Below are 25,920 nucleotides of genomic sequence, written 5' to 3'. Positions count from 1 at the left end.
ATAATATTAGCTCGGAGCGGCGCAGGTAATTTGTGTCTCTGCCGCTCAAGGAGTGTAGGACGGCCGTGAGTAAGCCGAGAGAATTACCATCCATTCCTGCATCCCACCGATCGATTTCGGTGTTATTGGTCGATGATGAGGAGACGTGGGTCCGAACACAGCGGCGACTGCTTGAACGAGCAAGCGATCGACTCCGTATCTCAACAGCGACGAGTTTCGAGAGCGCAATGAATGCAATTAGTGAGACGCCCCCGGAGTGTATTGTCTGCGATTATCAACTCGGTGATGGGACCGGCCTTGACCTCTTGAGACGTGTCCGCACCGATAACGTTGAGCTCCCATTTATTCTCGTGACTGGCGAGGGTGATGAAACAGTTGCCAGTGAGGCGATCGGTGAGCAGGTCACCGACTACATCCGGAAGTTGCACCTCAGCCAACAACCATCAAAACTCGCAGAACGTATCATCTCGGCGGTAGCGGCCGATCGAACCCGTCGAGCACTAACTCGTGAACGCCAGAGCAAGGAGCGACTCCTCGAAACGGTGACCAGTTCGGCCACGCGATCGGAGCTTGGTGAGAATATCTGTGAGCAACTGGTCACTGCAGGCTATGCCTGTGCGTGGATCGCAACCCTCGATGCCGATCGTGGGGTTATCCCTCTCTCAACAATTGGCGACACTGACTACCTCGAAGCCACGATCACACCCGGCACGAGACCGACCGATAGCACCGAGCCAACTCTTGTTGCTCTCGCTGACACCAAGTCTGTTGTCAAAACGCTTCCCGACACAGACAAACCGGATGATGATGCATGGAAAAAGCGTGCGATCAGCCATGGATTTCGGTCAGTTGCGGCGGTACCGATTAGCCACGAGACGCTCCAGTTCGGTGTGCTCACTGTGTATAGTGACGCAGCCCAAATCAACGATCGCGAATTGCAATTGCTTTCGGCATACGCCGACACGATCGCTTATGCCTTCCAGACGAACACCTGGAAGCAAACTCTGCTGTCATCGGCCTCCACAAGCGTTGAATTTACGCTCACTGGCGACTGTCACCCGTTAGTTACCTTCGCATCACATCTGCCTGCGGGGACGACACTACGTGTAACCAGTGTCATTCCACGGAATGATCGGGAGGTACTCTACGTAACAACGATCGACGGACCGACCGACGATGACCTCTCAGAGGCGGCTGATGCCACTGATTCGATCGTCTCGATCGATCTGTATCGAACTGATGAAGATAACCGCATCCTGTGTGGAGTTATCACCGAGTCACCGGTCCCCGAAACACGACTCGTCGACACTGGCGTCTCACTCTCACAAACCGTTGTCAACAGCGAATATGCACGTCTCTCTGTCGTTCTTAGTGGAGAAACCACCGTAAACGCATGTGTTGATGTGCTCTCTGAATGCTGTGGCAAAGACGCAGTCACCACACTTTGGACCGCGTCTAAAACGCATCGCTCAACGAAATCAAACACAACCACCGAGTTGACCGATCGGCAGCAGCAGGTCCTCGAACTCGCTGTCGAGGCAGGCTACTTTGAGCGACCACGCCAAAATAATACCGGGGAACTTGCCGATGCGCTTGATATCTCACGGGCGACATTCACCCAACACCTCCGAGCCGCACAGCGGAAGTTGTTCCGATCCAATATCCATAAGCAGTGAGTCGCAATGTGCCGAACAACGTTATGTCAACAACCCCGCACACACAGTGACGTGGAGAATCTGCCATTGAAGTCGCCTTTGAATGGCCGGTGAATTCGGTCGAGCGAGGGGAAGCCAGTCCGATATTCTGTCACTCGTAGGCGTCGTACGACTCGACCAGTGTTAGGAGATCTTGTTCCAGCTCACCACCAACAAACTGAACGTGGCCCGTTCCACCCTCGTAGTCGATTATCCGGACCTCCTCCAGTTTTGGGAGATGGGTATGGTGAAGTGCGATTCGGATTCGTTGTCGGTGTTCCTCAGTTTCTTGATCTGAGTCGTCGTCTCGAACCTTATCCGCAACGTGCTCTACGAGTGTTTCGTATTCCAGTATCCCATCGGAAGCACTATTCAGAGAGTTAAGAATGGCGCGTCGGTATTCGTTCCCTACTGCTGACAGAATCCCATCGGGGGAAATCGGTCGCTCTTGTTCCGCAGGACTGGGTAAATCGTCGATCCCCTGTAGATCAGATACTCCTCGCTCTCCATTCTCATCCATACTCATATACCGGAGTCCCAGCTGTTTGCTTCTATCCCATGATGCACAATGGGTGCCAGCCGATCGACTTACAGAAAGTCAAGGAGAAAGCCCACGACTTCACTCGTGGGTGGATGTCAAGCCTCAGGTTCGGGGGTGAAGAGTGCATGCCGTGTGAACGTACCGATGGCACGACGTAGCCGTTCCGTCACTGCTTGATCAGAAATCCCGAGTTTGTCCGCGAGTTCTTCGGTTGTACAGCCTCGTGGGATGTCGTAGTATCCCATTCGAACGGCAAGCATGAGCGCTTCTCGTTGTGGCTCGCTCAAGCCGTACCACGGACCAACCCCCGGATCCGTGGGATTGTATACACTGATAATTTTCAGCGATATGTGCGCGTCCTCGCAACACGTCCAACACTGACTCAATGCCTCGCGGTGAGGGAACCGAATCTCGAAATCCCACCCTTCAGCGGTTCCTGTTGCACTCAATATTTGCCCCTCGTGATCCAGAATGCACCGAAAGAGATGATCCTGGCTCGCATCCCAGTCGAGTCTGAATAGGACCCTGTCGTCGAACACGTCCACCTCTGTGACGCTATTGACTGTCGGATAGCGTTCGACGGCATCGAGAAACCCGTTTTCGGCCGGTTCGTAGGCCCAGAAGAGAGGCACCGTAACGTCCCCAGTGGGCACGAGCGTTTCGAGTTCGATAGCCGATGCTTCATCAAGCTGGAGTATCTGCCCGAGTTCGAAGTCGTCGGGTGGAATTCGTATCTTCGTGATCACACTCATACTCTCATGTAAGAATACTTGTTCTGGGCCGTACAAAAGGAAATGACATGGTACACCATGCCTAGTCATTATTCAACCAGCTCTCCCTGTTCGGGGGATGCGCTATTCTACAGAGAAAACAAGGCGAGTGCCTCGGGGCTTGACCCCGAGGTGAAGCCGACACTTAGACGTGTTCTGTCCGCTCGATGTACCGCTCAATCGTTTCTGTTGAGACTGTTCCTGCCGTTCCGATGTAGTACGACTGTTCCCAGAATCCACCACCCCACAGATACTCCTCCAAGAAAGACTCGTGCTGTTCCCACATCTCCCGCGCCGTGATGCTCTTGACAGTTCGTACAATCTCGCTCGGGGCGTGCTTCGGATGGGCTGACAAGAACAGGTGTACGTGGCCGGGTGAGATGTGGAACGACAGTATCTCGTAATCGTACTCGTCGCACACGTTGCGAAAACTCGCTTCCAGCGAATCCTCGATGGGTTCGAGAATCGAGTGGCGATATTTCGGACATTGCAAACCGGAGATTTGCAAGCAGTCAATCTCCGATTGACGACACCACACGAAGTGGTAGTTGACGTTGTACACCGTGTGATTCGACCGCTTCTCGCCCATATCGAACCACTCCACCAACACAGTTAAGTATATCCAAAATATATACATAGGTATGGTGAATCGCTTTGAAATCGACGGCGAAGAAGTTCTCGACGGTGAGGTCAAACCGTTCGGGAACAGTGCCCACGTCACCGTTCCTAAACGCTGGCGTGGGGCCGACGTGAAAGTCGTCCGAACCTCAGAACCCGCCAAACAAGACGAAGAATGACAGGCTCACAGGCTCTCGTCAAGACTCTGGACTTCCAGCTCAACATCCAGAGTGATAACAAGAGCCTGTTGTACGACGCCACGCTCGAAGCCCGCTCGGTGTACAACGAAACCATCCGTCTCGCCAAAGAAGATGTGGACTGGAATACGATTCCCGACCGCGTGGCAGACGATGCCAACCTCGTGAAGAACACGACTCAGCGCGTTGTCGCTAAGGCTCTCGGTGCAATGGAGAACTACTACGAGTACGACGACTTCGGGCTCCCGAGCCACACCAAGGACGGTGCGTACCCGCTTCGTGCGAACTACGAGGAGGGGTACAATTTGTCGCTCACCGACGATGGCAATGTGGCGTTCCGAATCAGCGCGAAACCGTACAACCACGTCAAGGGCGTCCTCGAAGGGAGTGACGCTCACCTCGATATTCTCCAGACCGCACTCGAAAGTGACGAGTGGAAGATTGGGACGGCGGAGGCCCTGTTCCACAACGACACTCCTGAGTTGCACGTCAACGTCACCAACACCGAACAAACAGTTCGGGACAAGCAGGACTCACGGACGGTTGTCGGCGTGGACGTGAATGAGGACAACGTGGCTCTCACCGCACTCTCCGAGGATGGCGTCGAGGACTCGTTGGTCATCGACTTCCCCGAAATCAAGTTCGAGCGCCACCGCTACTTCACGATGCGGAAGCGCGTGCAGAACGCCGGGAAAGACAGCATCCACGACACGTTGGAAGGGCGCGAAGAACGGTTTGTCCGCGACCGACTCCACAAGGTATCTCGGCACATCGTGGAGTGGAGCCAACAGTTCGAGAAGCCGTGCATCGTCTTTGAAGACCTCAAAGAGATGCGCGACAGTATCGACTACGGCACGCGAATGAACCGATGCTTGCACCACCTCCCGTTCCGCGCCCTACAGTTCTATACGTCGTACAAGGCGTCGTTCGAGGGCATCCCGACCTCGCGGATTGATCCTGCGTACACGAGCCAGCGGTGTCCGATGTGCGGACATACAGAACGTGCGAACCGTAACAAGAAGCGGTTCAAGTGCAAAGACTGTGGCCATCAAGACCACAGCGACCGTGGTGCAAGCGTTAACATCGCCGTGAAAGGCGTGAAGAAACTCGATTGGAATGTGCCTGCTCTCAACAGCCTTCCCGTTGTTCGGAAGGTGCGACGGCAGGCATCGGGGGCTGTGGACGCCCCGACCGTGACCCGCCCGACCGTTCGAGGCTATCAGGCCGATGGTCGGATGGGAGTGTCCGACTAAACCACGGGAAGCCTCGGGGCTTGACCCCGAGGCAGTTCACCTACCTATAACAGCGAGAGAGTCCCGGCGTTTACGCCGGGCGTGAATCGCGCCGAGTGTCTCTCAAACCGGGGTTTTAATTTGAATCAAGCCTTATGTTTAGATAGCTCACTTGGGAAAATTGGAGGTGGCTTGGCGTTCCTCCGTTATCAAAAACGCGAGCCTGCCCGATGTGAGACTCTGCCGTAAGGCTGAGTCAGGTCGATGGCACGGCCTATGTGGTTCAAGCAGATACTCAAGTACACCACTCCTTCACAGGACTGACGAACAGCACACAAACCGGAGTACTGCAAGGGAATCTTGCCTCCGTGTCTGTGGGCCCGCCACAGACAGCGAGAGGAAACCTCGGCGTTTACGCCGAGGAGGATGTCATAGGCCGTGCTTTAGCCTGTCTCGACGCCATGGTACACCAGCCACGTCAATTATCCACATGTCGGACGAAGGTTCCTACATGGCGACTGTGATGGAGTTTACAAGTCCGGTAGCGGAGTTTCCACTGGGGAGTATCTTCGAGAGCTTGCCGGGAGTGACAGTCGAACTGGAGCGACTGATTCCACACCAGACACTGGTCATCCCGTACTTCTGGGTGCGTGGCGTGGAAACCGAGGACATCGAAGCCGAGTTCGAACGACACGTTGGCGTGAAGGGCATTCGATTGATCGATAGCGTCGAGGACGAGTATCTCATGCGTGCAGAGTGGAAAGACGAGTATTTTGGTGTCCTGACTGCCCTAGCCAAAGCTAACGTCGTCCTGCTCACCGGCACTGGAACGAAAGATGGGTGGCAATTTGAGGTGCGCGGAGAGGCTCGGCAGGCAATCGCTGACTTTCGAGAGTACTGCCAGCAAAACGATATCCCGATAACGATCACCGCAGTCCACGCAATGCTTCCGATCCAGGGGGAGGGCTACGAGCTGACCGAAACCCAGCACGAGGCGCTGGTATTGGCGTACAAGCGTGGCTACTTCGACACCCCTCGTGAGGCGTCGCTCGAAGAGATTGCTGACGAACTCGGCATCACTCAGCAATCGCTTTCGTCACGACTCCGACGCGGACATCGACGCCTCATTGGAGCGACGCTCATGGGTGCGCTGTGAGCGTTCTCGCGGGTAGATTTGTTATAAACCCTCTGTATTATCAGTGCGCGTTTTGAACTGGTTCAGACTGATAGAATGAGTTGAAATGGATGGAATAGTTTCTAAAGTGGGCGTAGAGGCGATCGAGGATCATCAGGAGACTGGGGCAGTTCGTAGCCAGTTTGATCTCGAGAAGACGCCTGCAAGCATGGCTGTCAGCGCAACGTTGGCAGAAGTGATGGCCGTTGATTCGGTTGAACTGGACCCGCTCTATTCCGCTGTTGACCCAGACGCATTGGATGCGCTCGTCCGCGTTCGCAACGGAACGATCGGAGATATCAACGTCTCATTTACACATGCGGATCACGCGATAACCGTGTCCAGCTACGGTGTGGTCACTATCTCTCAAGGTCACGAACATGCGGATCAATACGAAACAGGGGAAGATGACTTCTGAGGAGACGCCCATCACCTCGAAGATGGAATTGCGCGAGGAGCTGAAAGCGCTCCTTCGCAGGGCCTACGAGAATGAAGTCGATGTGGAGGGAGGATTCGCATGTCGGAACGGTGCCGAACATCCGGACTGGGACGTGGTCGTCACTGAAGTCAAAAAGAATGGGCATCCAGAGTGACCAAGCGCAATGAAGACTGGAGCGATCGAAGGTAACAGAGCCGTGAGTGACGAGTTCTGTACTGGTACTCGAATCGAAAGCGTGCTGTCAGCGCAACAGGGGCGAGTATTACGTGCGTTACTGGAAGAACGTTCGATCCCTGCTGATCCGATACTTTGTAAGGGAGAGACACTTGATTACGAAGAGTACCTCACGGTCTGTTACGAGCTCCACCACGTCCTGCTCCCCGAGTTATCGGATATGAAATTCGTCGAGTTCGATAGGTTCGAAGACGAGGTACGGCGAGGAATGGAATTCAACGAGGTGCGTCGATTTCCTGCACAGATCGATGACGATTATTCTGTTTTAGCCCACAAGTCGATCGACCCGTGATTCAATATCAGAGTAGTCGAGATCGGCGATCGCATGACGTTCATCGTCAGTGGCTGTAGAAAAGATGCCTCACGATCGGTATATCAGAGCTCTCTGGTGACAACTGGTGTCCTCGGAGTAGGTGTGTGGGGAGTCCCTCTCTATGACCGACGACGACCGATCGATCGTCTTTTCTTCGTCGCTTAGTTGTCCTACTGATTCTCGGTGGCGAAGTATTTCTATACATTGCAAACGGCGTGTTGACACTTTCCGCACGAGTACCTGATGATTGCATCAACGTTTATATTTTCGAGTTTCGTAACAGTATACAATGAGCTACGATACCGAGCATGTCCGGAACGTGGGCAATGGTCCAACCATGATTACTGGACTATCGACGTTCACAGAGTTGCTCACAAATACGAACCTTGCGGACCTCTATATTGCTATTCGACTGTCACCTGGTGTGACTGCTCCCGAAATCGCCGATCAAGTAGCAGTCTCAAAAAAGACGGTCTATGAGTATCTACACAGGTTAGAACGGGCAGGACTCATTACTGAAACGAAAGATGACAGTGCCACACGTGCGTACAATGCAGAGGACTTCGAACTGACGCTCACCATTCGTGGGATAGAAATTACCATTACCCCAAAGCTTGTTGCAGTCATCTCACGGTCTGATGCGTATCCGATCATCAACCGTATCTGTGATGAACATGGATTTGTAACATTTGCACTTGCTCACGATCTGATCAACGCACACAGTGACGGTGAAGTCACGATCCGACAAATCGCGGCACTGACTGACCTCTCACATGGGACAACGTACGATCTCCTTGAAGCACTGTATGAGATTCACGACATTGGCGGCGACGGTCCAAGCCCGACTACATATTCCCCTGCTGATGTGGCCGAAGATGATCTGTTTTCAGAATTGACCGATAATAAATGAGTCGGTTAAAACAGCTGCACACGGCAAACGTTGTAGATACGGTCATATTCCGAAGTCTGGGAAAATCACCAAGCCCCCATTTAGAATCGTTGGAACAAGCCGTCGCTGAAGCTCGTGTTGACCGACGACGATCGATCGAGTATCATCGGTCCACGCGCCGATCGACAGCGAAGCGCTCACCGCGGTTGCATTGTCTGGAGAGAAACACGTCTGCATCCAGTTCGAGTATGCTAGGGGCACGATCAGTATCCACGATCGAGCGATCGAAACTCATGACCTAGATCGAGACCGCTCACACGTGTTGGTCCAGACACTGGTTTGAAACCGTTCTTTGTCAGTAACCCACGACTTCAGTTGTGGGCTTCCTCCTTCCATCCATATGAGTGCCGTTTCGAATGCTTTTCGACTAACGTGATTCTTTATTTTTGTAATTCACTTGCAAGCGTCCAAGGTCTGTATCTCGATCGCATAGCCACTCATTGGTAGCGCAAAAAATTAAACGTGTGTCGGCGTCAGTTTGGGTCGTACGGGTTTATCGCTGTGTCAAGCCGATAGACGTCCTCGGCTGCGTCAAAGTCGTCATCAAATGCATATAGATAGCCGAGTCCCTCGGTTTGCATATATGCGATAATGCATGCATCTACGAAGGAGAGGGGTTTGTGCTGTCGGAACAGGGCTTTCCCCGTCGAAATGGCGTCAGCGTTGAGCGAGTCGATATGGAAGCGACGATTCTTCTCTATTCGGTCGAGGAGATCAACAGCAGCGTCATGGCCAGCATGAGTCGTGAGTCCGTTAAGCGTTTCCGCGAGAACGTAGTCAAGGACCACCGCTTCGGGGAGGGTCCCGTCGTCGATTCTCCTGAGGATTGGGAGTGCGGTCTCGTGTAAACTGTCTCGCCGATATGCGGCTGCAAAAAGAACAGTCGTATCGATGAGTGCTCGTGGCATTTATTCGACGTCGACGCCCCAACTATCGTGTTCACTTGTCACATCTGTCGGCTTTTCACCGTCGTAGCCGTCGAACTCCGCAAACGTCCCCGTGTGCTGTTGGACAACTTGGACGCGAACCGTCCCATCGGCTTCGAGATTCCAGCGGAGTTGATCACCATCTGCGATCCCGAGTTCACGTCGAATACGAGCGGGAATATTTGCTTGGTTTCCCGAGACCGTGCTTTTGGCGTTGGTTCGATCGCTGCTCATAGCCCTCACTATGAGACAATCGGTCAAAAGCCTAGTGTGTTTTCATACGAGTCACACGATCGCGGTCATAGGCGTTACTCCACGACAGAACGAACGAGGTGAACCACTCACTGCCCATCCCTGCAGACAGAACCGGGCGAGTTCCTCGGAGTATACTCTCTGATCGTGAGACGAAGATTCGTCGCTTACGTATGATCCACCGTTCTTTGTCTGCGTCGCAGTCCGATCGTGTTGGGTCGCTCTGGAGACAACTGGTGTCCTCGGATGTGGATGTCTGGGCAGTCCCTCTCTCTGACCGACGACGACCGATCGATCGACAGACTGTACAGTAACGAGAGTGCAAACACAGGGCCGATCGGTGTGAATGGGTTGGTGTGAGCCGTGAGAGTCCCGCTTGGGAGTGCGATATGTGGCTTACTCTAGCCGGTGGACAGTCCTACCCGTGGACACCAGCTGTCTCTGGTTTCTGTGTGGCTCGATCGCTGTTCGACTCCGTGTCTGCTGTCGATCGAGTCACGTTTGGACGCTCACCTGGAATGGCTGTATCACTCGGAATGATGAGTCGACGCTCCGTGTAGGCGAGGCCGTTCTTTCGTTCTTTCTTCCGTCTGATTGCGACTCTGTTTTTTGTAAGATCTAACAGGGCGTCGATCGTCCGTGAGACTAACTTCTTTGCGTAGCTGTCGCTCACTCCTTTCTCTTGTCTGCGAATCCAGTGTTTGAGGTCACTTGCTTTGATGTACTCTTTGATTGTTTTCGAGCCACGTTCCCATGGATTGTCGCCGACGGTGTCATCTATCCGGGCTTTCCACAGTTTCGCGGCCAGTCGAGTTGGGAGTGCCGACGTGGTCGATCGCAGCATCTCCTCGTCGAGTCTGGCGAGTTGTTGGATCGGGAGAAGATCTCCATACGCGAGCTGTATTGTGCTCGTTCGATCGAGTGGGTCCTCCTGTTCAGGGAGGCGATAATACGTCTGCCCATCATCTTTCGCGAGTTTTTCGAGTCGGTTGTTCGGGACGTCGATCGTCCGCGTGTCCACGTGTTCGGTCTGGAGATGTGCACCTTTTTCGAGTTCCCGTGCTTGCAGCTCTTCGACGCGATCTTTGTTGTATTGTGATTTCTTGGTGAGTGCGTCCGTCTTTGCGTTCAGTTCGCTCGTCGTTTGTTCGAGTTGCGATCGGAGGCGATCGTTCTCGGTTTCGAGTGTCTGGGTTTTTGTTTCCAGTCTGTTGACTGTTGTTTGGAGAGACGAGACCGTGGCTTCCAGTTCTGCGAGTCGATCGAGGAGCGCATCGTGGGTGCTCATTGGGTGGCCTCCTCCAGTGAGTGTGCGGTGTTCCCGTCGATCGAGAACGCGGTAATGCGCTCACAGCCAACTTCGAGCCACTCCGTCCCTGTCCACCGCGCTTCAATCCGAAGCCACCCGTGGGCATCTGTTGCGTACACGGCTCGATGCGGTTGGCCGGTTTCGGGTGTCCACTCACAAACCAATTCGACGTGTGTGTGACTCATTGAGTCCCCTCCGAAACGTTGGTGATGGGGGTCGATCGATCGGGCTGGGCGTCCGAAATACGTTTGTATGTAGTTTGCGTCTGTATCATTTGCCTATCTCAGGCACAGGTCCGGTGCTGGTACACCGGGCCACAGATATTCTGCGGCGAAATCCTGTGTTGTGTCTCAATACTACACGTGTATTCATTAGTAGTTTACTATCGTCAAGTACAATAGAATAGCCATAGACAACAGTTAAACTAGTCAAAAACAACAATAAACTATGTCGACCGAGAATATGGTGCCAATGGGCCTCGATCGAAAGGAAATAGACGACCAAATTTTAGACTTGCTTCGTGATGGGCGAAATGTACCATCAAACTTGGCTGACGATCTTGGCGTTTCAAGACAGTATGTACAACAGCGACTCCAACTGTTAGAGGCTGCAGATTACGTTCGAAATATCGGTCGTGGCGTGTACGAGCTGATTAACGATCCGCGTGAGTAACTGCCGATCGAGGTCGCTGCCGTTTCCACAGCAACAAAATCCCATACCCGATGAGTGCATAACAGGCAAAGAGCAGCACAAAGTTGGCTGTCAAGGTTGTTGATGGTCGAATCGTGTCCGTTGGAAGTAACGGCAACAGAAACGTTGTTGCAAGCAGTACGAGACCGAGGCCAAAATACGGCAACGATCGATCATCAGTCTGGGTGTACGCAACAAACGCCACTGCGGCGATCGCATACCCACACAACACTGCGAGTATCTGGTTGTATGGATACCACGAGCCGAATTCAAGCATTGTACACTCTGTTGTGAGCGGTCTGTATAATCATTCGGTTCGATCGACATGTCTTGGTGTGGTCTCGATCGGACTCCAGTTGAGGATCTGGTCGAGATCGCTATCGCCCTACACTCCTCGCAGCGTCATCATCGAATGGTGCTGTCGGTGGCTAGACACGCGGTCATAAGAAGAACGCGACCATGACACACCAACACAATGGGTTATCTAATCGGCGATCGTATGTGCATAAATGGCACAGATTGATCAGATCAGCTTACGCGCCGATGCAACCGGATCGCTCGAACTCGTCTGTGAGCGATCGGCATCAGAAGCCCCTGAACCTCGCGTCCGATCGTTTACCGGTAAAGATGAGTTCGGCCTCTTGATCGATAATCTCAACCCGAACGAGCAGGTGACGTTGTTCTTCGAAACGACAACAGATCCTGAGCCAGCCTCGTTGGAGTGATGCACGCTCTGTATTTGGGTATTCATCGAACCCACGCAGGGACCTAGCGCTCGTTTGAGATCTGGATAGGAGTATCGTCTCTATGTCATTCTGTTCGTTGATTTATTTCAGTTCAATCTTCAGTAACCGTTACAGCACGCGTCGTTTTAGCACTCCCGCAGGCGGGACACCGAATAAACTCGTACGTGCCCCATTCGTTATCCACACCGGCAGTGAACGAGTCTCCACACTCATGACACATGAACACAATCTGCATACACTGTCTCATCCATAGCCATCTCCGTGACTCTTTTGCCAGCGTGGATGAGTGAGCGGCTTAATTCAAAAGCGGGGGAGAGCCGATCGAATGCGTTGTTTCGTCTCATATCTTCATCTCTACTGGGGAGTGGCGTGATGTGTGACTGTCAGGAACCCGAAAATGATTATAAACTTCGATAAGAACAACAGGATGCGCACAAAATGTGCGTGGAGAAGGAGCGCCAGTGTGGAAACGAGTGCTCCTTCTCGCACATACTCCCACAGAGGGGAGTGTCTCTGCATTGTCTACGTCGTGCTAAATATCTGATGGCGAATTGCCACGATCGGCGTCTGGGTGTGAGTGCTACTCTGTGGGATTTCAGAGGATACACCATAGGCATATGTCTCACCATCTGCTCTCTCGACCGTCTGCCCAAGTTGTACCGATCGATCGCTACTCGTCTTGTTTCCCTTCGTGTGTGTCCACACGTGTTGGGGTTCGGAAACATGAGTTGTCTGTATCACGATGTGGGTCGCATCTGACTGTCGATCGTGGAGCGAATCGCTTGTGCCAACAGTACGTCTGTGGAGCAGTTGCCACCGCTGCAACACGCGATCGATGTCGAGGCGTTGACCACGCTTGTGTTATCTGGAGACAGCGTCTGTGTCCAGTTTGTGTATGCCGACTGTACGATCGTAGTTCATGAAGAGGCGATCGAAATTCAGTGAAGAATTTGGATCGATCGATGTCGTGGCCGTTGTGATTGAACCGTGGGCCAATACGACCAGAGATCGTATTTGAGATAATTACTGTACCCTCGATCAATTAGGTAGAACAGTAGAGCCACCTCAAAGTGGGTTGAGAATTCGCTATTTATTTGATTTCTTTCTCGATCTGGTCACAAGTGATGTAAGTGATCGACAATTAAAATATGGTCGTAGAGCGAACCAGATAAGGACACCACTAGCTCCGATCGTGTTGACGATGACGTCGGTGATCAAAAATGGCGTTCGATGCGGAAGGAATGCCTGTCTAGTTTCCATTAAGATACCAGAACCACTAGCGAGGACGATCACAAGCGCGGCGTGTCGTCAGTGAGATAGCTGTACTAGCGAGGGTTGGGCGTCGTCAATTGCGGTTTAGGAGACCGTGACCAGCGACCCAGAAAAAATGATCGCCGGAAAGACACCAACAGCTGCAAGGCGTACCTAGTGTGGGAGCAGTAGTACTGAAATCGGCATTGTTGGGAGTTCTACTTTGTGTACCTTACCGGACTTGATAGTACGTTAGTGTAGGTTTCTATGAGTATCAACAAATTTATGATTATTGGATCCAAATTATATCTCGGCGTGTCGTTGGAATAGTGAGCCATGGGGAACTTGGTATACAGTTGGTATTGATGCTGCTACATATTTTAGCACCTGTTCGATCATAACCAGTGTATTCCGAACTACAGTCAGAAATAACCTACCATTTAAAATTCTATTCATATACCAGATCATTTCGAGCTTTTTTTTATTGTAAGGCAGAATACTAATTTATGATTCCTAAGAAATATAACCAACGTAATCTCTCTCGTGCTATCAAGGAACCAAGTTTGATACTTAAAGAATTAAAAAGAATCGTATTAAACACAAGTAAAATACCACATAAAACAATAGGAAAAAAGAAATTCACGCGACACTATGGTCGAGGAACCGAAGTTATGAGTGAAGATTGGGACTATTTAATACTTTTAGACGCATGTCGTTATGATTCATTTATTGAGTTCAATACGTTTGGTGGAACACTTGAGTCTCGCATTTCAAAAGGATCTCACAGTGAGGAATTTTGTCGAAAAAACTTTGAAAACAAGCAACACTTTGATACTGTTTACGTTACTGCAAACGGTTGGGGTGCAAGAATTTGCCAAGACGTTTTTTATAACATTATTTTTACCAAAAACAAAGAAAAGAGCGATAGCCTACATCCCACATGGGATAGTTTAGATCCTAATACGGTTATTAATACTGCACTAAAAGCCGCCAACAAGTATCCTAACAAACGTATGATTATTCATTTAATGCAGCCACATAGCCCATATTTTGGTACGAAAGCATCAAAAATACGAGAATCTCTCGCAGAAGATGGCATCTTAATTGGTAGCTCCTCTAAAACAGATCAAAACAAAAAAGAATATTTAAGTACGTTAAAAATCGCAGCAAGGAAAGGTTACATTAGTGTCGATGAACTGCAAAAGATATATAACGAAAATCTTGAATATGTGTTGTCAAATGTAGAAGATCTCTTGTCTGAACTAGAAGGACGAATCGTCATTTCGTCTGACCATGGCGAATTGTTGGGTGATCGGTCTGGAATTTGGAGATTTGCACACAAAAAACGCACAAATAATAACAATATTGCGATAGGCCACCCTAGGGAGTTATATTTACCTGAATTACGAAAGGTACCTTGGTTTATAATTGAGAATGGAGAACGACCAGAAATTCATACTGACCAGCCGGAAAATAGCTCCATTGAGAATGATTTAATTGAAGAGCGACTGTCAGCACTTGGTTATAAAGACTGATTTAAATTGAAATATTATTTTTTATGATTGTTCTAAATTGCTTTGAGATCAATGAGAGGAAAGCTATGTATATTATTGCTCCAGCAGCAACCAGTAATAGAACAAAACTAACTGAATATGCTTCAATAAAAAATGTCTCTCCTAAATATCTAAAGAAGTACACAAACCCTCCCATAACAAGAGCTGAAATACATTGATAAGCAATATTTGTGTATGGTATCTTAATATGTACATTCTTATTTAAATAATGGTACGCAATCAGAAACCCAATTACTGCAGAAACAGTAGTTGCAATAGCCGCTCCTATCCATCCGATTCTCCAAACTAAAATAATGTTTAATAATACGTTTGACACAATAAATATAAAATTTATCTTGAATGTTAGGTCTGGACGATCGATTGCTGCAAGTACATTATTGATCTGTTTTTTGTAATTGTATATTGTGACACCAACAATTAAAATCACAAGTACATGCCACCCAGCACTAAATTCGGATCCATAGATTTGAAGGATCCAGTCGCCAACAACTGCAGCACCAACAATGCCCGGTATTAAGAGTAAACCAGAGTATGTTATCGCTTTTTTTGTTAATGAACTAATTTGCTCCAAATTGTTTTGAGCTGAGAGTTTACTCATCTCTGGAAACAGAGTGGTTGAGATTGCAGCCGCAAAAAGACTCAAAAATGTAGCTACCGTGTAAGATACAGCATAAATACCAGTTAAGTTAGCGGGCACAAACAATCCAAGAACAATAATATCCATGTTACTGAACGTTTTTTTATCTACTCTTCCGAGCCATGCATATTTTGCAAAATTAATCAAGCTATATATGTGTCGTTTAGTTGGACGGACAAACGATATTTTCACGTACCACAAACCTAGTAACGAAATCACGATTGTTCCTACAGCATACCCAACTAGCATCCCCGAAAGCCCCCAACCGATCGCAACCAAACCGACCATTATGACATTACGACCAGCCTTCCGGAGCGCAGACAAAGGAGCATAAATATGTACCTTGTGTGTTCCATTCAGAGCAGAGTTTGTAAAATCGTTGAATACTGTTGCAACTAATAGTAATATAACAAATTCTGTGGCAGGGATGCCAATGTATGCATTCACTTGGGATTCAAAATATAGGATTGCTAATGAGATCGCCGTTACAATTACCAGTATAATAAGCGTCCCGGCAACGAGAAATTCATCTGCTTCTTCCTCATCTTCAGACATACGTTTAATCACGGCTTGGCTTAATCCCATACTTTTAATTATTGTTAACCACGAGACAAGCGCTAGTATAATTGCATAATACCCATAAATTTCGGCACCTAGGAGGCGAGTAAAATAGATTGTTGCAATAAAGCTAATGATTGATCCGGCAAACTTGGAAATAAAATAAATAATTGTTGTGTGTCCCAAGCGCATTTGATTATGTAGTGTACACTGGTAAACAATAATACAGTTTTCGAACCTACCTAGACAAGAAACATATAGACTTATATTCAGAGATATAGCAACGTATTATTAAAGACCTTTTTAATGAATTTCACTGAAAATATTGTCAACACTAGAAAAATAATTGGTTATCAGTTGACTAAATTCTTATTGGAAAAAAATAATTGCGCACCACTACTTCCGTATAAATTATATTGGATATCGCCTAAAAAAATAAAAAATAAGCCTGTTAAATCGCCATCAACTAGTTGGATACTTCCTACTGATATTGTTGGAGGTGATTGGGATCTTGACACCGTTCCATTCGAATCAGACGTGGTTTATCGGTCGTTCGAAGAGCATTTTGTAAATAATGTTCGCTGGGAGGATACAGACTATTATGAGTTCATGTGTGAACAGGTTGAGAACAGTGGATCTTACAAGAAAATCAAAAATAAATCTAATCTAATCAAACGCTGTACTCATCTTGACCAATTATACAATTCTATTAAGAAATATGGCTATCGTCCACAAAAACAAATCACACAAAATAAAATCGAATCATTGGATACTGAAGCATTGCTTCCTCCCGAAAGAAAAGAGATAACAGTTCATGTCAGCCGTAATGGCGAATTCTTGTGGTCAGGGGGAGCACACCGTCTTTCAATAGTCAAATTACTGGAAATAGACCGTATTCCGGTCCGTATCAGAACTCGTCACACTGAATGGCAAAAGATCAGAGATCAAATGTACGTTGGAAATACGCATGGAATCGAACAATATGTTAATCATCCAGATATCTTGTTTCAATAAGTGATCTGGGAGCGGAATAAATCTCGGAACTTGATCTCTGTAATAAAACGAAACTGTAATTTGGCCCAAATTAGTATCTATTATATATAATGGCACGTGCTGATTCTGTACCCTCGATCGCTCTCTTTTTTCCCACATTTACTCCTGGAGGGATCGAACGTTGTTTTTTGAATCTTGCAGAAGGCTTTCTTGAACGAGGGATTGCGGTTGACATCGTTGTCGCCGATCGTCGGGGTTCATTTGAGTCACAGATCCCCGACGGCGTTCGAGTTATAGATTTAAGAGCTGGGCGGGTACTAAAAAGTATAGTTCCGATGATAAAATATCTGCGTAGGTACTCTCCTGATGTCTTACTCTCAGGACATACACATGCGAATATCGTTGCTGTTTGGAGTACCAAACTATCTTTTACTGATACTCAAGTTGCGATCGGTGTACATAGTACACCATCATTGAAGAAAACAAAAAATGGCAACATTATCTCCGCAGCTATAGATGCGATTCTCCCAGTGAGCTATCGTATGGCAGATCATATTATTGCAGTTTCAAAAGGATCTGCGAAGGATATCTCCAATGTCACAGGCATTACTGAATCAAAAATATCAGTGATATACAACCCTGTAATTGGACCTAATTTTGACATCAAAATAAGCGAACCGATCGAACATCAATGGTTACAGAATGATCGCTTAGATGTTATAATCGCTGCAGGAAGGCTAGCACCCGTGAAAGATTTCCAGACTCTTATCCAAGCTTTTAAAATCATTGAAGAAACTTTTCCAGACACTCGGTTGATAATAATGGGGACTGGTGAACAAAAGGGGTATTTAGAAGATTTAATTAAAAAACTTGGAATTGAGAATAAAGTTGATTTAATTGGATATATTAATAACGTCTATCCATATCTGAATAGAAGTGATGTATTTGCTCTCTCATCTCGCCTGGAAGGCTTTGGGATTGCATTAGTTGAAGCGATGGCAACAGGTACCCCAGTTGTCTCTACAGATTGTCCGAACGGTCCTGCTGAAATACTCCAAGGAGGTGAATTTGGAACGCTTACTCCTGTTGGTGATGAAACCGCACTGGCTTCTGCCATAGAGAACACATTATTAGATCCGATCGACTCAATCAAATTAGTCAATAGAGCAATGGACTTTGAGCAATCAGTTATTGTAAATGAGTATCTCTCAGTGCTGTTTAATTAGATGACGACTAATCATACCGGTTCAGAACGAATTATAAGTAGATCTATTATAATTATGTTTTAGCGTCAAACAATAAATTAATTATTAATTCTACTGTAACTGTCTGTACAATTGGTCAAACTTTGTCACCACTTTCTCATTTGAATAATTTAAAATCGCTTGCTGATGAGCTGTATTACCGTACCTTTCGCAACGATCGGTATCCGACAGTAATGTTACAAGTGCGTCTGCTAATTGCGTTGGTTCTTTTGCCGGTACTAAAAGACCTGAAGTACCATGCTCAATCAGTTCTGCATTACCATCAACATTGGTCGCCACGATGGGTAATCCAGAAGCCATTGCCTCAATAAGTGCACCAGGGAGCCCTTCAAAATGAGATGGAAAGACGAAGATATCAAGTGCTTCCAATACATCAGGTACGTCTCTTCGAGTACCTAATAAGTGTACGGACGAAGAAATGCCCAGTTCAGATGCTCGGTCTTCAATTGCTTCTCTCTCCCGCCCACCACCAACGATAACCAGCTCTGCATTGTTATATTCGGATGAAATCTCCTCCCAAGCAATTAATAAATCGTGGTGACCTTTTCGTTTGATTAGTCGGCCTACTGTTCCAACAATTTTTGTATCCGACTTCGATCGGAGCGATTCAATATCTTCTGCGGGAGTTGCCCTTTCAAAGATAGACATATCACGGCCATTTGGTATCACCTCAATTTTATCCGGAGAAACACCACGCTGTATAGCGTGCTCTTTGCCTGCAGCAGAGTTTGAGACAACACAATCAGACGAAACCAAGCCAACTCGTTCAACGTAGTCTTTTGGAGCGGAGAGATTGTCTGGTACAGCACGTATACCAGTAATCACAGACATCTTGCGGTTGAATAGGGTCGGAAGAGGTGAGACAATATTTCCATACCTAAGAAATGTCTGTAGGATATCTGGTGAGATTGAATTGACTAATTTGATAAACTTAATTGTTGCAAAAATACTTTCTTTTTTTTCGGCACCAATATTATGATATCCAATATGGTCGTGGAGTTTAGCACGGAGTGGGTTTGGTGTTGTAATTGTACATATGTGGATGTCATACAACGTTGGATCCAAATTATTAATTAGGTGCACCAACGTTGTCTCTGTCCCCCCGATTGTGAGGTCCGGCACAATATAAAGTATTGTTTGGCGATTGACACCGACCATTAGATTATGATAAATGTTCAAAGTGAAAAGGCAATCGTATTGCGATTGAGTAGTAATAATAGTTTCCAGAGTTGGTAAGGGATATATCTATTTTATTCATATAGAATGGTAAATTAATGATTACTACGCCTGTTGTCGTTGGCTTCTTTTGTTTTATTAGTTACTATCTGTTACAGAGACAGTATTATCAAATTACTACGATCGTCGCCTTCCTTGTTTTTGATTTTCTGCTTGTAACGTGGACTGCACCAAATCAACAAACTTATTTTGTGAATCAAACCTCTTTTTATTAGTGTTGAACAAGCAGGACGTCACTGAGCCAATTGTTGTTCTTACTTGTGCATTTATTGTTCGTCTTGGTGGAGTCTTGATTACCAATCTTACTACACTCAATCCAGACCAAGGTGCAGATACGTTCGCATTTGCCAATCAGGCGCATGAAATTGCTTCAGGAAACGTTCCTATCAGTGATCTTGTTAATTCTCTTGGAAGCACAGTACCAACGTGGGGTTTATTTATTTCACCATTTTGGCTTTTGCCGGGGCCAAGTGAGGTATATGCACAAATATTTGTCGCGTTCTTAGGATCGTTTGCAATTTTTAACATTTATTTACTCATAAGATACTTCCATTCAACTCAAGCAGCTCTGTTAACTGTTATACCACTTATTTTCCTTCCAAGCTCTGTTGCACTACACTCTGTCATCCTTAGAGACGCAGCAATTCTCGCGTCACTAACATATTCAATTAGACTATTTGTTATTCCATACCAGATCGAGAAGTCTGCTAGACTTATACTTATTATAATTTCAATCACGACCGCATCGCTATTACGAATAGAGAATTTGCCGATATATGCACTGGTATTCTTTACAATAATTTCTTTAACACATTTAAAAAAAGAATATTATCTAACTGCTGTATTTGTTTTTTTTGCGACATCCTTACTACTTACCCCCGTAATAAATCAAATATTTAATTGGTTGGGTATCTTACGTCACAGAGATGGTATCTTAGATTTCCTAATGTGGATGCGTGGTGCACGGATTCGTGAAGGGGGAAGAACCCAGTACCTTACAGACGTTACATTACAGACGCCTACAGATGTTCTACTCTATGCGCCACTAATGGGAATCTATTTTTTATATGCCCCTTTCCCTTGGATGGCTGAGAATATCATCGATTATTTAACGGTATTTGAGTCAGTAATTATGATTGTATTTAGTATTTTTGCAATTCGAGGATGGGTTGCTCTTTCACGTCGTAATTTAGGGCTAGCTACTGGGCTCCTGGCAGGTTTGGTTCTCTTTATTACACTCTATGGGATTATCTCTGTAAATGTTGGAACAACTGTACGACAACGTCAAACGTTCTCTTGGGTTATTTTTGCCCTTGGTGCGATTGGATTTACCGAGCAATATAAAATGAGATTAGTTTATTCCGATTACCGTTCAAAAACAAAATAAGTAATTTATAATATTCTAATCACTATTTTGTAGATAGTTCACTGTTTGTGTCAAGCCCTGATCAACAGTTACTTGTGGCTCATAACCAATCTGGGATTTTGCCTTGCTAATATCTGCATGTGAGTGTTTTACATCACCTGGACGGGGATCATCATATAAGGGCCCAATGTCAGTCCCAATTATATCGTTGAGCTTTTCGACAAGCTCATTTACAGTAATCCGATCACCACAAGCAATATTAAATACTTCACCACCAACGCCACTCTCAGCTGCTTTGATATTTGCTTGAATAACATTATCGATATATGTGAAATCCCTTGATTGCTCCCCATCACCATATATTGGTGGCTGGTTTCCATTGAGTAACATGTTAGTAAATTTTGGAATAACTGCTGCATAATTACTGGACGGATCTTGGCGAGGACCAAACACATTGAAATACCGGAGTGCAACCGTGTTTAGTCCGTATAATTCTGAAAATTGTACGGCAAGTTTTTCAGTCCAGTACTTAGACAGTGCATATGGAGATTCGGGGTTCACTGCTTGCTCTTCGTGTTTGGGTAACTGACCGCCAGATCCATACACCGAGGAAGAAGACGCAACAACAACAGATTCCACATTACTATCACGTGCCGAAATCAATAGATTAGTGCTTCCAACACAGTTAGCTTCAGTTGTTGTTAGAGGGTCATCAACACTCCGTGGAACAGAGGGAACAGCGGCCTGATGAAATACATAATTTACCTCTGACAATATGTCATCAACTGAGTCTGTGGCGAGGTCTCGCTCATAGAACTCAAATGAATCAAGATCTTGGAGGTCCTCTATGTTTGACCGTCTTCCAGTAGATAAGTTATCAATACCTCGAACATGATGTCCGCGGTCAAGCAGCTCGCGAGCTAAATTTGAGCCGATAAAACCACCCACACCAGTTATAACAGACGTTTTCATACCGCATAGTTGGAAAGAAACCCAATAAATACTTTCATATCACTTAGAATTAATATCTGTTTTATATAACTGTTTGGTATACTGAGTCAATATCAGTTAGCATCCGCTCTACAGAAAACTTTCTTACACGCTCTTGTCCTGCCTGCCCGAACTCTTTTCGGAGTGATTGTGATTCAACTAATTTCTCTATATAGACTGCAAGACTTTCAACATCTCCTGGTGAGATAAGGTAGCCATTTGTACCATGTTGTATCTGTTCCGGGATTCCTGCAATGTTTGTGGAAATAACTGGAAGCCCACTAGCCATTGCTTCAGTTATAACTCGTGGTGTCCCTTCACGATACGAAGGAAGAACAAGTATATCAGCCCCAGCCATAAGCTCTGGAATATCGTCACGGTATCCAAGCATTTGTACTGTTTGATGTAAGTCATATTGGTCAATAAGACTTGTAAGACGGTTTTTTATCGGGCCTTCACCAACAAAATAGACTGATATTCTTTCGGTATCGATCAGCTGTAAAGCATCTAGTAGATCCTCAAATCCTTTTCCGTCTGCAAGCCGCCCAACCATTATAATGGATATTGCAGATGTGTCAAGATCTGGTGCGGGCGATGCTTTATCAAACTGTTCAATTTGGATACCACTGTAGACGGTAGTATACTGATCTTTAGAACCAATACCTCTTGAAAGATAATCTTGCTTGATTGCATCTGCGTTCGTGACTATGCAATCAGTCCGTTTAGCTGCGAGTTTTTCACAGGTAAGAATAAACGATTCTAGCACTGTATTCCGGTCATCGGCAAACGGAACACCGTGAACAGTATGTATAACTGGAGTACCAGTGAGTGCTGCAGCAAAGCGACCAATTATCCCGGCTTCTGTTGAATGAGTATGGACACAATCAAAGTCTTCTTTCTGTATGTATCTTGCAACCGAAAGCACAGCTGGGACACTAGTGACTGGATTATAATGTTGGATTGTTTTGAATTGTTTTGAGTATATATTGTTATCATTCAAATATTCAACCTGATCTGAATCAAATGAAGAACCAAATCCAACAACAAATTCATACTGATCTAGTCCGGTAACTGTTTCAATCGTTTTTGCTTCTGCACCACCTTTGAGTAATCGTGTAATCAAATGAAATACCCGTGGTTTCTCAGTCATATTTATATGCGGTAGATATGTGATTGTTCACTAAATGTTCCTGTTGCATTTCGAGTATCGAAAATGAGTGATGAACACTCGACAACGATGGATAAATCAATATCAGAATGGTTTGTGACAATTATTACACAGTCCTGTTCCTGTAGTAAGCCAGTCGTTAGCGGTATGGACTCAAGCCTCCATTCACGAGTGGTGATTTTGTCCACATGAGGGTCGTGATATTTGATATTTGCACCTCGTTCCTGTAATAAGTCAATAATATCAATCGCGGGCGATTCACGTGTATCTGAGACATCAGCTTTGTAAGCAGCTCCCAAAATAAGAATCTCTGAATCAAGCACGGGAAGGCCATTCTTATTGAGTAGAGCAGTTACTTCATTAACAACATGTTTTGGCATTTGACGGTTTATCCGATCTGCAAGATCGATGAACCGCGTCTCAAGTCCGTGTTGTTTAGCTTTCCACGAGAGATATTGCGGATCGATCGGAATACAGTGACCACCAAGCCCAGGGCCAGGATAAAACGGCATATACCCGAATGGTTTCGTTGCTGCTGCATCGATCGCGTCCCAAATATCTATATTCATACTATTAGCAGTAACTGCTAATTCATTGATTAACCCAATGTTGACCCCACGAAACGTATTTTCTAATAACTTAACAAATTCAGCTTCGCTACTACTAGCGACACGAACGACTTCTTCAAAAACAGGCTCATATAATGCCACAGCGTGGTCACCACAAGGCTCTGTTACGCCACCAACAACTTTTGGAATATCTTGGACACCATATTGTTCATTACCGGGATCAATTCTTTCAGGAGAGAACGCTACAAAAACATCTTTTCCCACTTCCCAACCATTCTCCTCAAACTGCTCTGCGATAACTTCTTCAGTCGCACTTGGATATACAGTGCTTTCCAAAACTACAGTACAGCCTTCACTTAGAATTGATGTAAGCCTCTCACTTGCGTCAACCACATACGAAACATCTGGCTGCCCAGACTTTCTAAGTGGTGTTGGGACACAGATTGAAACGCCATCAACTTGCCTGAGGTCGTTATATTCTGTTGTCGATTCAAACCCTCGTTCAATTGCTCTACTTACTTCCGCATCTGATATGTCTCCAATGTATGAACTGCCATTTTGAAGTTGATTTACTCGTTGCTCATCAATATCAACACCAATCACATCATATCCTGATTTCACAAGCGCTAATGCAAGTGGTAATCCGACATAGCCCAATCCAATAACCCCTACCGTGTCTATCTTATATTTTTCACTCATAGTGTTGTTTACTAATTTGTTATTTATGAAACTATAATATGCTTGATATTGTAAGGCTGTTTTTCATTCGCCTTTTTTATTTATTTTACCGGTGTTTTGCACAATCATTCTGATAACATCTTCAGCGACCTGCCACAACTGTCGAATAACGATCGTCAGATCGAACCAAAATGATTGCTTTCGGATGTACTGCAGATCGTATCGGAGCTTCATATCTGGGTCTGTACTCTTTGCCCCATTGATCTGAGCCAATCCAGTCAATCCTGGTTTGACAAACCACCGTTTTCGCCAAGCATCGGTTTCCTGTTCAAGTATTCGTTCCTCCTCAGTCCACGCCGCACGTGGGCCGACAACACTCATATTGCCAACAAGGATCGACCATAGCTGCGGAACCTCATCCATATGTGTCTTCCGAAGGACACGCCCAACACGAGTAATCCGATCGTTCTCTGCATCATCCACTGGTGCTGCAGAGTCTCCTTCGGGAACCATACTCCGGAACTTGTACACAGGAAACGTATCCCCAAAGCCTGCCGTCCGGTCTTGTGTGTAAAAGATCGGCCCTGGACTATCCAACTTGATCGCGATCGAAATAACCACAACAAGCGGCGAGAGCACGAGCAATCCAAATCCAGCAAACCCGATGTCAAACAACCGTTTAAAGACGTAATCTTGTGGATCCCATGGCTCAACATCGACACGGGCAAGCGTTGAGACATCTTCAGCACTCGTCAGTACATCATCTGCATACTCACGATGCACTTTCGCGGCAACACCGTGTTTATGACAGAGATCGAGCGTTCCGAAGAACTCACCCCGATCGGCAGTGCGATACGCCAAACAAACCGTATCAATGTCGTGTTCGAGTAATACCGTCTCAAGTTTTGAAAGCCCACCAAGCCGAGGAAGGCCAATGTCGTTTACCGATGCACCACTCCCATCAGCAACGATCGGACTCGGCTGTGTCGCATCATGTTGTGGCGGTTCGTCAGCGTACGTAATTGGGGGACTCAGATAGCCGACAATCTCACCGGAACTTGATGCTGCAATCTCTTCTATCTGTGCAAGGTCGTCGCCGACGATGATTGTCCGATCGTGATCATTCGGTGTTTTGGTTCGGATCAAAACAAACCAAAGCGGCAACAAGACGAGCAACACCGCAATCAAGATGGCAAGCGTTGAGCGTGGCAGTCGGTAGCTCCAATTAAAATAGCCAAGCGTTGCAAGCGCAAGCCCTGCAACAACCACTCGCTTCTGCGTATACGTGATTACATCCAACACTCGCCATGGCCGTGGTTTAAATAGCGGAACAAGCGCGCCAGCAACCAAAACAACGCTCGTCCAAGTCGCGATCTGGAACGCATCTCCAGTCAATGTTACAGGATCAAGCCGCCACAGTAGTGGCACATAGGTTGTTGTCAGCGCTTGTGCAAACGGATGGTTTGCGATTACTACTCCCACGGCAGTAATTAGTACAGCACCGATCAGACTACACGATCGGTACCACCATCCATGTATCATTGAAAAAAC

Annotated in this window: 31 protein-coding genes; 15 read left to right on the top strand and 16 right to left on the bottom strand. The window is 46.8% G+C overall.

Translation table 11 applies throughout. The features are described from left to right. Nucleotides 1-65 precede the first annotated feature (65 nt). Complete coding sequence (locus AArcSt2_RS11160) at nt 66-1,676, top strand: bacterio-opsin activator domain-containing protein (RefSeq protein WP_250584668.1); 1,611 nt, start codon at nt 66-68, stop codon at nt 1,674-1,676. 130 nt (nt 1,677-1,806) lie between these two features. Here AArcSt2_RS11160 and AArcSt2_RS11155 read toward each other — a convergent pair whose 3' ends face one another. The 3 genes from AArcSt2_RS11155 to tnpA all read right to left on the bottom strand — a co-directional run bounded on the left by AArcSt2_RS11155 (nt 1,807) and on the right by tnpA (nt 3,594). Then, nucleotides 1,807-2,220, bottom strand: a complete 414-nt coding sequence (locus tag AArcSt2_RS11155; protein WP_250584666.1) for a DUF7344 domain-containing protein — start codon at nt 2,218-2,220, stop codon at nt 1,807-1,809. 110 nt (nt 2,221-2,330) lie between these two features. Further along, nucleotides 2,331-2,987, bottom strand: coding sequence for a helix-turn-helix domain-containing protein (locus AArcSt2_RS11150; protein WP_250584664.1), 657 nt, complete (start codon nt 2,985-2,987; stop codon nt 2,331-2,333). A 163-nt stretch (nt 2,988-3,150) separates the two neighbouring features. Continuing rightward, nucleotides 3,151-3,594 (bottom strand): IS200/IS605 family transposase, encoded by a 444-nt coding sequence (gene tnpA, locus AArcSt2_RS11145; protein ID WP_250584662.1) that lies wholly within the window; start codon nt 3,592-3,594, stop codon nt 3,151-3,153. Nucleotides 3,595-3,646: 52 nt separating this feature from the next. Here tnpA and AArcSt2_RS11140 point away from each other — a divergent pair, with 52 nt between their 5' ends. The 7 genes from AArcSt2_RS11140 to AArcSt2_RS11110 all read left to right on the top strand — a co-directional run bounded on the left by AArcSt2_RS11140 (nt 3,647) and on the right by AArcSt2_RS11110 (nt 8,122). Continuing rightward, a complete protein-coding gene (locus AArcSt2_RS11140) occupies nt 3,647-3,802 on the top strand; it encodes a DUF2080 family transposase-associated protein (RefSeq protein WP_084777756.1) in 156 nt (51 codons plus the stop codon). Next, nucleotides 3,799-5,073: an RNA-guided endonuclease TnpB family protein gene (locus tag AArcSt2_RS11135; protein ID WP_250584660.1), complete on the top strand. Its 1,275-nt coding sequence runs from the start codon at nt 3,799-3,801 to the stop codon at nt 5,071-5,073. The genes AArcSt2_RS11140 and AArcSt2_RS11135 overlap by 4 nt, the downstream gene beginning before the upstream one ends. Nucleotides 5,074-5,563: 490 nt before the next feature. Beyond that, nucleotides 5,564-6,208: a helix-turn-helix domain-containing protein gene (locus tag AArcSt2_RS11130; protein WP_425493662.1), complete on the top strand. Its 645-nt coding sequence runs from the start codon at nt 5,564-5,566 to the stop codon at nt 6,206-6,208. An 85-nt stretch (nt 6,209-6,293) separates the two neighbouring features. Further along, a complete protein-coding gene (locus AArcSt2_RS11125) occupies nt 6,294-6,644 on the top strand; it encodes a HalOD1 output domain-containing protein (RefSeq protein ID WP_250584656.1) in 351 nt (116 codons plus the stop codon). After that, nucleotides 6,634-6,819 carry a hypothetical protein gene (locus tag AArcSt2_RS11120; RefSeq protein WP_250584654.1) on the top strand — a complete coding sequence of 62 codons (186 nt, stop codon included), beginning with the start codon at nt 6,634-6,636 and terminating at the stop codon, nt 6,817-6,819. Before AArcSt2_RS11125 ends, AArcSt2_RS11120 begins: the two co-directional genes overlap by 11 nt. 9 nt (nt 6,820-6,828) lie before the next feature. After that, nucleotides 6,829-7,191, top strand: coding sequence for a hypothetical protein (locus AArcSt2_RS11115; RefSeq protein WP_250584652.1), 363 nt, complete (start codon nt 6,829-6,831; stop codon nt 7,189-7,191). Nucleotides 7,192-7,501: 310 nt separating this feature from the next. Further along, nucleotides 7,502-8,122, top strand: coding sequence for an ArsR/SmtB family transcription factor (locus tag AArcSt2_RS11110; RefSeq protein ID WP_250584650.1), 621 nt, complete (start codon nt 7,502-7,504; stop codon nt 8,120-8,122). 42 nt (nt 8,123-8,164) lie between these two features. Here AArcSt2_RS11110 and AArcSt2_RS11105 read toward each other — a convergent pair whose 3' ends face one another. The 5 genes from AArcSt2_RS11105 to AArcSt2_RS11085 all read right to left on the bottom strand — a co-directional run bounded on the left by AArcSt2_RS11105 (nt 8,165) and on the right by AArcSt2_RS11085 (nt 10,833). Further along, nucleotides 8,165-8,362 carry a hypothetical protein gene (locus AArcSt2_RS11105; protein WP_250584648.1) on the bottom strand — a complete coding sequence of 66 codons (198 nt, stop codon included), beginning with the start codon at nt 8,360-8,362 and terminating at the stop codon, nt 8,165-8,167. 272 nt (nt 8,363-8,634) lie between these two features. Further along, entirely contained in the window at nt 8,635-9,069 is a 435-nt protein-coding gene (locus tag AArcSt2_RS11100; protein ID WP_250584646.1) for a PIN domain-containing protein, read from the bottom strand. Beyond that, a complete protein-coding gene (locus AArcSt2_RS11095) occupies nt 9,070-9,321 on the bottom strand; it encodes an AbrB/MazE/SpoVT family DNA-binding domain-containing protein (RefSeq protein ID WP_250584644.1) in 252 nt (83 codons plus the stop codon). It abuts the gene before it with no gap. 436 nt (nt 9,322-9,757) lie between these two features. After that, nucleotides 9,758-10,627, bottom strand: a complete 870-nt coding sequence (locus AArcSt2_RS11090) for a DUF8008 family protein (RefSeq protein ID WP_250584642.1) — start codon at nt 10,625-10,627, stop codon at nt 9,758-9,760. After that, nucleotides 10,624-10,833 carry a hypothetical protein gene (locus AArcSt2_RS11085; protein WP_250584640.1) on the bottom strand — a complete coding sequence of 70 codons (210 nt, stop codon included), beginning with the start codon at nt 10,831-10,833 and terminating at the stop codon, nt 10,624-10,626. Before AArcSt2_RS11085 ends, AArcSt2_RS11090 begins: the two co-directional genes overlap by 4 nt. Nucleotides 10,834-11,095: 262 nt before the next feature. On the opposite strand from AArcSt2_RS11085, the gene AArcSt2_RS11080 reads away from it, so the two are divergent. Continuing rightward, the gene (locus tag AArcSt2_RS11080; RefSeq protein ID WP_250584638.1) at nt 11,096-11,320 is read left to right on the top strand and encodes a winged helix-turn-helix domain-containing protein; all 225 of its coding nucleotides are present in this window, start codon (nt 11,096-11,098) and stop codon (nt 11,318-11,320) included. Here the strand turns inward: AArcSt2_RS11080 and AArcSt2_RS11075 are convergent. Continuing rightward, complete coding sequence (locus AArcSt2_RS11075; protein ID WP_250584636.1) at nt 11,301-11,615, bottom strand: hypothetical protein; 315 nt, start codon at nt 11,613-11,615, stop codon at nt 11,301-11,303. The genes AArcSt2_RS11080 and AArcSt2_RS11075 overlap by 20 nt on opposite strands. Before the next feature lie 232 nt (nt 11,616-11,847). Here AArcSt2_RS11075 and AArcSt2_RS11070 point away from each other — a divergent pair, with 232 nt between their 5' ends. Further along, complete coding sequence (locus tag AArcSt2_RS11070; RefSeq protein WP_250584634.1) at nt 11,848-12,063, top strand: hypothetical protein; 216 nt, start codon at nt 11,848-11,850, stop codon at nt 12,061-12,063. A gap of 230 nt (nt 12,064-12,293) precedes the next feature. Here the strand turns inward: AArcSt2_RS11070 and AArcSt2_RS16730 are convergent, their stop codons facing one another. Then, the gene (locus AArcSt2_RS16730) at nt 12,294-12,428 is read right to left on the bottom strand and encodes a hypothetical protein (RefSeq protein WP_302928894.1); all 135 of its coding nucleotides are present in this window, start codon (nt 12,426-12,428) and stop codon (nt 12,294-12,296) included. 424 nt (nt 12,429-12,852) lie between these two features. On the opposite strand from AArcSt2_RS16730, the gene AArcSt2_RS11065 reads away from it, so the two are divergent. After that, nucleotides 12,853-13,029 (top strand): HalOD1 output domain-containing protein, encoded by a 177-nt coding sequence (locus tag AArcSt2_RS11065; protein ID WP_302928891.1) that lies wholly within the window; start codon nt 12,853-12,855, stop codon nt 13,027-13,029. 812 nt (nt 13,030-13,841) lie between these two features. Further along, nucleotides 13,842-14,870 carry an alkaline phosphatase family protein gene (locus tag AArcSt2_RS11060; RefSeq protein ID WP_250584630.1) on the top strand — a complete coding sequence of 343 codons (1,029 nt, stop codon included), beginning with the start codon at nt 13,842-13,844 and terminating at the stop codon, nt 14,868-14,870. Nucleotide 14,871: 1 nt separating this feature from the next. On the opposite strand, the gene AArcSt2_RS11055 is transcribed toward AArcSt2_RS11060, so the two are convergent. Next, nucleotides 14,872-16,296: a flippase gene (locus AArcSt2_RS11055; RefSeq protein ID WP_250584628.1), complete on the bottom strand. Its 1,425-nt coding sequence runs from the start codon at nt 16,294-16,296 to the stop codon at nt 14,872-14,874. Nucleotides 16,297-16,410: 114 nt separating this feature from the next. Here AArcSt2_RS11055 and AArcSt2_RS11050 point away from each other — a divergent pair, with 114 nt between their 5' ends. Beyond that, nucleotides 16,411-17,118 carry a ParB N-terminal domain-containing protein gene (locus tag AArcSt2_RS11050; protein ID WP_250584626.1) on the top strand — a complete coding sequence of 236 codons (708 nt, stop codon included), beginning with the start codon at nt 16,411-16,413 and terminating at the stop codon, nt 17,116-17,118. Between the two features lie 89 nt (nt 17,119-17,207). Continuing rightward, entirely contained in the window at nt 17,208-18,323 is a 1,116-nt protein-coding gene (locus AArcSt2_RS11045) for a glycosyltransferase (protein WP_250584624.1), read from the top strand. 90 nt (nt 18,324-18,413) lie between these two features. Here the strand turns inward: AArcSt2_RS11045 and AArcSt2_RS11040 are convergent, their stop codons facing one another. Next, nucleotides 18,414-19,520, bottom strand: coding sequence for a glycosyltransferase (locus tag AArcSt2_RS11040; protein WP_250584622.1), 1,107 nt, complete (start codon nt 19,518-19,520; stop codon nt 18,414-18,416). Between the two features lie 292 nt (nt 19,521-19,812). Between AArcSt2_RS11040 and AArcSt2_RS11035 the strand changes: the two genes are divergently transcribed. After that, entirely contained in the window at nt 19,813-20,985 is a 1,173-nt protein-coding gene (locus AArcSt2_RS11035) for a hypothetical protein (RefSeq protein WP_250584620.1), read from the top strand. 15 nt (nt 20,986-21,000) lie between these two features. Here AArcSt2_RS11035 and AArcSt2_RS11030 read toward each other — a convergent pair whose 3' ends face one another. From AArcSt2_RS11030 to AArcSt2_RS11015, 4 genes are all read right to left on the bottom strand, one after another. Then, on the bottom strand, nt 21,001-21,936 hold the full coding sequence (locus AArcSt2_RS11030) for an NAD-dependent epimerase/dehydratase family protein (RefSeq protein WP_250584618.1): 936 nt from the start codon (nt 21,934-21,936) through the stop codon (nt 21,001-21,003). Between the two features lie 61 nt (nt 21,937-21,997). After that, entirely contained in the window at nt 21,998-23,104 is a 1,107-nt protein-coding gene (locus AArcSt2_RS11025; protein WP_250584616.1) for a glycosyltransferase family 4 protein, read from the bottom strand. A gap of 2 nt (nt 23,105-23,106) precedes the next feature. Continuing rightward, entirely contained in the window at nt 23,107-24,390 is a 1,284-nt protein-coding gene (locus AArcSt2_RS11020) for a nucleotide sugar dehydrogenase (protein ID WP_250584614.1), read from the bottom strand. Nucleotides 24,391-24,453: 63 nt separating this feature from the next. Further along, on the bottom strand, nt 24,454-25,911 hold the full coding sequence (locus AArcSt2_RS11015) for a sugar transferase (protein ID WP_250584612.1): 1,458 nt from the start codon (nt 25,909-25,911) through the stop codon (nt 24,454-24,456). Nucleotides 25,912-25,920 lie beyond the last annotated feature (9 nt).

Origin of the sequence: Natronocalculus amylovorans (assembly GCF_023638035.1) — an archaeon.
Lineage (GTDB): Archaea > Halobacteriota > Halobacteria > Halobacteriales > Haloferacaceae > Natronocalculus > Natronocalculus amylovorans.
This window is presented reverse-complemented; position numbering and strand designations above follow the sequence as displayed.